We start from the raw sequence: 6,005 nt of genomic DNA on the forward strand, positions 1-6,005 counted from the left end.
CTCCCCCCGGAGACTCTCCCCGCCACTGAAAGCCGGGGCGCTATGGGGAACAAACCGCTGCACGGACCGCCCGTCGCGGATCCGATGAGTGCATCCCCCTACACCCCGTCGACACACGAACATAGTTGAGAGGGGGTCAATTCAGAAGGGGCAGGTTCCGCACGGAGCGCCCCCCGATCGGAGTACGGGTCGTATACGTCCCGATTGCACCCCCGCAAGACCCCCGGCGCACACCCGCTGACCTGCGAACCTTCCCCGTACGCCGTCGATTCGGCCAACCCCGCCCGCGCAAAACGCGCGGTCACACAAATTGCCGGGGCTGTGGACAAACTCAAGCGCCGGGTGCGTCATGGGGTGGTGAAGGAACGCGCGCGCATTCTCGTTGTCGGTGGCGGCTACGTCGGGATGTACACCGCCCTGCGTCTTCAGCGGAAGCTGAAAGCGGAACTGAGGCGCGGCGACGTCGAGATCACGGTCGTCACCCCCGACCCGTACATGACCTATCAGCCGTTCCTCCCCGAAGCGGCCGCCGGCTCCATCTCCCCCCGTCACGTGGTCGTCCCCCTGCGCCGCGTCCTGGACCAGTGCCACGTCGTCATCGGCGAGGCCACCGCCATCGACCACGCCAAACGCACCGCGACCGTGACCACCCTCGCCACCGAGGAAGAGGGAACGGGCGCCCGGCAACTGACGTACGACGAACTCGTCCTCGCCCCCGGCTCGATCTCCCGCACCCTGCCCGTCCCCGGCCTCGCCGACCACGCCATCGGCTTCAAGACCGTCGAGGAGGCCATCGGCCTGCGCAACCACGTCATCGAACAGATGGACATCGCCTCCTCCACCCGCGACCCCGCGATCCGCGACGCGGCCCTCACCTTCGTCTTCGTCGGCGGCGGCTACGCGGGCGTGGAGGCCCTCGGCGAGCTGGAGGACATGGCCCGCTACACCGCGCGGTACTACCACAACATCCAGCCCGAGGACATGAAGTGGATCCTCGTGGAGGCCTCCGACCGCATCCTCCCCGAGGTCGGCGAGGAGATGGGCCGCTACACCGTCACCCAGCTGCGCCGCCGCAACATCGACGTACGCCTCGACACCCGCCTCGAATCCTGCGCCGACCGCGTGGCCGTCCTCAGCGACGGCGCCCGCTTCCCGACCCGTACGGTCGTATGGACCGCCGGCGTCAAACCCCACCCGGTCCTCGCCGCCAGCGACCTCCCGCTCACGGACCGAGGTCGGCTGAAATGCACCCCCCAGCTCACCGTCGAGGGCGCCACGCACGCGTGGGCGGCCGGAGACGCCGCCGCCGTCCCCGACGTGACCGCAGAGGAACCCGGCAGGGAAACGGCCCCCAACGCCCAGCACGCGGTACGCCAGGCCAAGGTCCTCGGCGACAACATCGCGCACGCGCTACGCGGCGAGGAACTAGAGACGTACTCCCACAAGTACGTCGGCTCGGTGGCCTCCCTCGGCCTCCACAAAGGTGTCGCACACGTCTACGGACGCAAGCTGAAGGGCTACCCTGCCTGGTTCATGCACCGCGTCTACCACCTCAGCAGGGTGCCCACCTTCAACCGCAAGGCCCGCGTCCTGGCCGAATGGACACTGTCCGGGCTCTTCAAAAGGGAGATCGTCTCGCTGGGTTCCCTCGAACATCCCCGAGCGGAGTTCGAACTCGCGGCCGGTGGAAAGCCTCCTCAGGACCCCACGAACGACCCGAAGGGGTCGTCCTGACCGGACCCAGGAACTCCACCGGCACGGTAGGCGTCTGACGGATGTCGACCCGGTCGGCCACACTGCCACACTGATCCCCGACCCAGGACGGGTGGACGCCCGCTCTCCGCACCCACGAGGACCCCAGGCCGGGTCCGGAGCCGGCCGAAGACGACGACACGAGGCAAGGATTCGTGAACTTCACGCGCTGGAGCGCCCGGCTCCCCGGAACACAGCGCCGCGCCGCAGCGCGGACCGACCACCCGGTCACCCCCGACCGACTCGGGGAGGGCGCCGTACCCGCTGCCCGCGCCGAACAACTCACCGACGAAGCACCGCCCGTGCCCGCCGTCGACGAACTCCCCGTGCGCGAGGTACTCGACCGCGTCCCGGCCCTCGTCGCCCTCGTCCACGGCACCGACCACCGCCTCGCCTACGTCAACGACGCCTATGTGACGGCCTTCGGCCCACGAGACCCCGGCGCCCCCGCCCGCGAAGCCCTCCCGGAACTCGACGAGATCGGTCTCCTCCCCCTCCTCGACCAGGTCCTGCGCAGCGGCAAGCCCCGCACGGTCAAGTCCCGCAAGGCACCCGACGGCCGCTCCTACACCTTCACCTGCACCCCGGTGACGGAGGGCGACACCGGCGGCGTCCTGGTCTTCGCGACGGACGTCACCGACCACGCCGAAGCCGCGGAACGCCTCAGAGCCAGCGAACGCCGCCAGCGCGAGACGGCCGTCACCCTCCAGCGCTCCCTGCTCCCCCAGGTCCTGGAGGAACCCGACGACCTCCGCATCGCCGCCACCTACCAGCCCGGCGGCACCGAGGCCGCGGTCGGCGGCGACTGGTACGACGTCATCACCCTCGGCGGCGGCCGCACCGCCCTCGTCATCGGCGACGTCATGGGCCGAGGAGTCCGCGCGGCAGCGGTCATGGGCCAATTGCGTACGGCGGTCAGGGCGTACGCCCGCCTCGACCTCCCCCCGCACGAGATCCTCCAACTCCTGGACGGCCTCGCCACGGAGATCGACGCCAACCAGATCGCCACGTGCGTGTACGCCATCCACGACCCCAACGAGGGCCGACTTGTGTACGCCAGCGCCGGCCACCTCCCGATCCTCGTCCGCGACGAGAGCGGAACCGTTCTGAGAGCCGACGAACCCACCGGCCCGCCTCTGGGCACCGGCGGCTGGATGCATGCGTCGGGTTCGATTCCCCTGGGACCCGGCTCCACGGCGGTGCTCTACACGGACGGTCTGGTCGAACGCCGTGACGAGGACCTGGACGAGGGCATCGCGTCCTTGGAACGCGCGCTGTCCGGCGCGACCGGCACGCCTCAGGTCGTCTGCGACCGCCTCGTCCGCTCGGCCGGCGTCACCGCCGACCACGACGACGACGTGGCCGTCCTGGTCCTCCAGCACCCCGCCCGCACCGGCCCCGACAGCGACCTCTTCCGCAACGCCGCGCTGGAACTCCTGGGCGGCATCGAGGCGGCTCCACGCGCCCGTGCGTTCGCCTCCGGCGTGCTGACGAGCTGGCGGTTCCCCGCGGAGCTGCATGACCTGGGGGTGCTGGCGGCGAGTGAGCTGGTCGCGAACTCGTTGCAGCACGGGACGCCCCCCATGCGGTTGCGGCTTCGCCGTACGGACCGACGGTTGATCATCGAGGTGACCGACGGGGACGATCACTTGCCGCGGCGCCGGAGGGCGGAGCCGGGGGACGAGTCAGGTCGGGGCATTGCCATCGTGGCGACCATTGCGTCGAACTGGGGGTCTCGACGGACACCGGGGGGCGGGAAGGCCGTCTGGTGCGAGTTCGTGTTGCCTAAGGGGTAGGGGCGCGGGTCGCTTGGCGGCTGCGGGTGCGTGGCGGCTGGTCGCGCAGTTCCCCGCGCCCCTGAGGTGGGGACAGTTAAGCGGCGATTGGCTCTTGCCGCGTGCCGCCCTTGGCGACCACACGGCTCCTTGTCCGCCACGGGTGGTCCTGTACGGCGGTGAGCTGCCGTCCGAGCCTCAGGGCCAGGAACGTGATGCCCACCGAGAACAGCAGGAACGTCACGATGTACGGGGCGTGCAGTGAGGCGCCCATCGGGCCGCCGATCGCCGGGCCCACGGCCAGGGCGAGCTGCTTCACCAGGGCGAAGGCCGAGTTGTACTGGCCGGCCATCCCGCTCGGGGCGAGATCGGCGACCAGCGGTGCGACGGTCGGGGACAGCATCGCCTCGCCCAGACCGAAGAGGGCGTACGTCGAGATGAACGCGGCCGTGGCCATGGCCTGGCTGGTGTGCCCGAGGCCGGCGTAACCGGCGGTGATCCACGCGACGGCCCAGATGATGCCGACCGCGGCGATCACCCGGGAGCGCCGACGCCGCTCGACGAACTTCAGTACGGCGAACTGCGCGATGACGATCATCGCGGTGTTGGCGGCCAGCGCCGACCCCAGCGCGGAGGTGGAGATCCCGGCGGCCTCGACGCCGTACGCGGCCAGACCCGACTCGAACTGGCCGTAGCAGGCGAAGAACAGCACGAAGCCCAGGACGCACAGCTGCACCATGGCCCGGTTCCCCAGGAGCTGCTTCCAGCTGCCCTTCGCCGAACCGGCCGGCGCGTCCTCGATCCGCGGCGAATGCGGCATCCGTACGGTCACCATCACCACGGCCAGCAGCAGGAACATCGCCGCCTCGATCGCGAAGAGGAGGGTGAAGGAGGAGACCTTCGTCGTGTCGACGAGGTGACCGCCGATGAGACCGCCGACGCCCAGCCCGAGGTTCTGCAAGAAGAACTGCATGGCGAAGGCGCGAGAACGGGTTTCGGACGTGGAGCAGTCCACGATCATCGTCGCGAGCGCCGGCTGCATCACGGCCTGCCCGGCACCGAGCGCGGCCGCCGACAGCAGAACGGTGGTCGCATTGCTCGCGAGCCCCAGGCTCAGGGCACCGATCGCGGCGGTGACCAGGGCGGCGAGCAACACCGGAAGCGGGCCCCGCCGCACGATCGCCCGGCCGGCGAACGGCAGCACGATCAGCGCGGCCACGGCGAAGACGGCGAGGACGAGCCCCGCCGTCATGGCTCCCAGTCCCCGCACCTGCGCCACATAGACGTACAGATAGGGGACGGTGAAGCCGAGCCCGAACGCGCTGAGTGCGTTGCCCACGTGAATCCGGCGCATCGCTGCGCCCATCGCCCTGGTCACGTTCACCTCTCTCAGGTAGTTGGAGTCCCTCAGTACTTAGAACCGAAGACTTCAAAGCTAAAGTTCGAAGCTAAACAGTACACCTAGAAGAACTTCAACGCCAAGCAGCCCCATGCGATACTTCGGCCCATGGGTGACACCCCCGGCATCGGCATCGGCAGTGAGCCGACCCTCGAAGAGCAGATCGCCGCCTACCAGCGCGAGTTCCGGGACCTCGACCCCCAGGTCGAGCAGATCGTCTCGGCGCTGTCCCGGCTGAACCGCCGTATGAACGTCGCCTACGGCCGTCAGACCGCCGCCCTCGGCATCAGCAACGCGGAGTGGGAGGTCCTCAAGGCCCTCGTCCTCTCCGGCGCCCCCTACCAAATGGGGCCCAGCGACCTCGCCAAGGGCCTCGGCCTGACGCCGGCCGCGATGACCCACCGGATCGACCGCATGGTCGCGGAGGGTCTGGTCACCAGGGAGCGGGACGAGTCCAACCGTGTCCGCGTGATCGTGGAGCTGACGGACGAGGGTCGCGAGAAGTGGCTGGAGGCCATGCGGCTGGCCACGGTCTTCGAGGAAGACCTCCTCCAGGACCTCTCCCCGGAGGAGCGGACCAGCCTCGGCGATGTCCTCACCCGTCTGCTGCGCCGGGTGGAGCACGCCCAGCCGGACGCCGGTGGCCGACTCAGTGACCTGGACTGATGTGTCACCCGAAAAGATCTTGACAGGCTTGGTTGACAGCGCCCTGTGTGGTCCGTAGAGTTCTTCGGGTTGCCGCAGAGCCGTAACGGTTCTTCGACAGCACCTCCCGCCGCATCAGCGGCACACAAACCATCAGCATGATCTCCCAACGGGATCAAATTCGGCGTGCCCGAATTCAATTCGATTTGGGTACGGCAGCTCGATTAGGAACTGCCGAGAGGATCCGCTAAGGTTTGAGACGTCGGAACGGCCCAACAGCCGGGAAGGCAAGCCCCTCTGACTGGGAGTCAGGCCCGAAAGGATCTGATAGAGTCGGAACCGCCGGAAAGGGAAACGCGAAAGCGGGAACCTGGAAAGCACCGAGGAAATCGGAACCGGAAACGGTCTGATAGAGTCGGAAACGCAAGACCGAA

The 6,005-nt window shown here is 68.8% G+C and carries 4 protein-coding genes; 3 read left to right on the forward strand and 1 reads right to left on the reverse strand.

Features of this window, described 5'->3' with window-relative positions; all coding sequences use genetic code 11:
- The first annotated feature begins 354 nt into the window (after positions 1–354).
- Both ACFY0U_RS12830 and ACFY0U_RS12835 read left to right on the forward strand, forming a co-directional pair.
- Positions 355–1,734, forward strand: a complete 1,380-nt coding sequence (locus ACFY0U_RS12830) for an NAD(P)/FAD-dependent oxidoreductase (protein WP_388634350.1) — start codon at positions 355–357, stop codon at positions 1,732–1,734.
- Between the two features lie 173 nt (positions 1,735–1,907).
- On the forward strand, positions 1,908–3,548 hold the full coding sequence (locus ACFY0U_RS12835) for a SpoIIE family protein phosphatase (RefSeq protein ID WP_388634256.1): 1,641 nt from the start codon (positions 1,908–1,910) through the stop codon (positions 3,546–3,548).
- Between the two features lie 76 nt (positions 3,549–3,624).
- Here the strand turns inward: ACFY0U_RS12835 and ACFY0U_RS12840 are convergent, their stop codons facing one another.
- Positions 3,625–4,881 (reverse strand): MDR family MFS transporter, encoded by a 1,257-nt coding sequence (locus ACFY0U_RS12840; RefSeq protein WP_388634259.1) that lies wholly within the window; start codon positions 4,879–4,881, stop codon positions 3,625–3,627.
- Positions 4,882–5,034: 153 nt separating this feature from the next.
- Between ACFY0U_RS12840 and ACFY0U_RS12845 the strand changes: the two genes are divergently transcribed.
- Complete coding sequence (locus tag ACFY0U_RS12845) at positions 5,035–5,592, forward strand: MarR family winged helix-turn-helix transcriptional regulator (RefSeq protein WP_388634262.1); 558 nt, start codon at positions 5,035–5,037, stop codon at positions 5,590–5,592.
- The last annotated feature ends 413 nt before the right edge of the window (positions 5,593–6,005 follow it).

Origin of the sequence: Streptomyces sp. NPDC001536 (assembly GCF_042894505.1) — a bacterium.
In the GTDB taxonomy this organism is placed as follows: Bacteria; Actinomycetota; Actinomycetes; order Streptomycetales; family Streptomycetaceae; genus Streptomyces.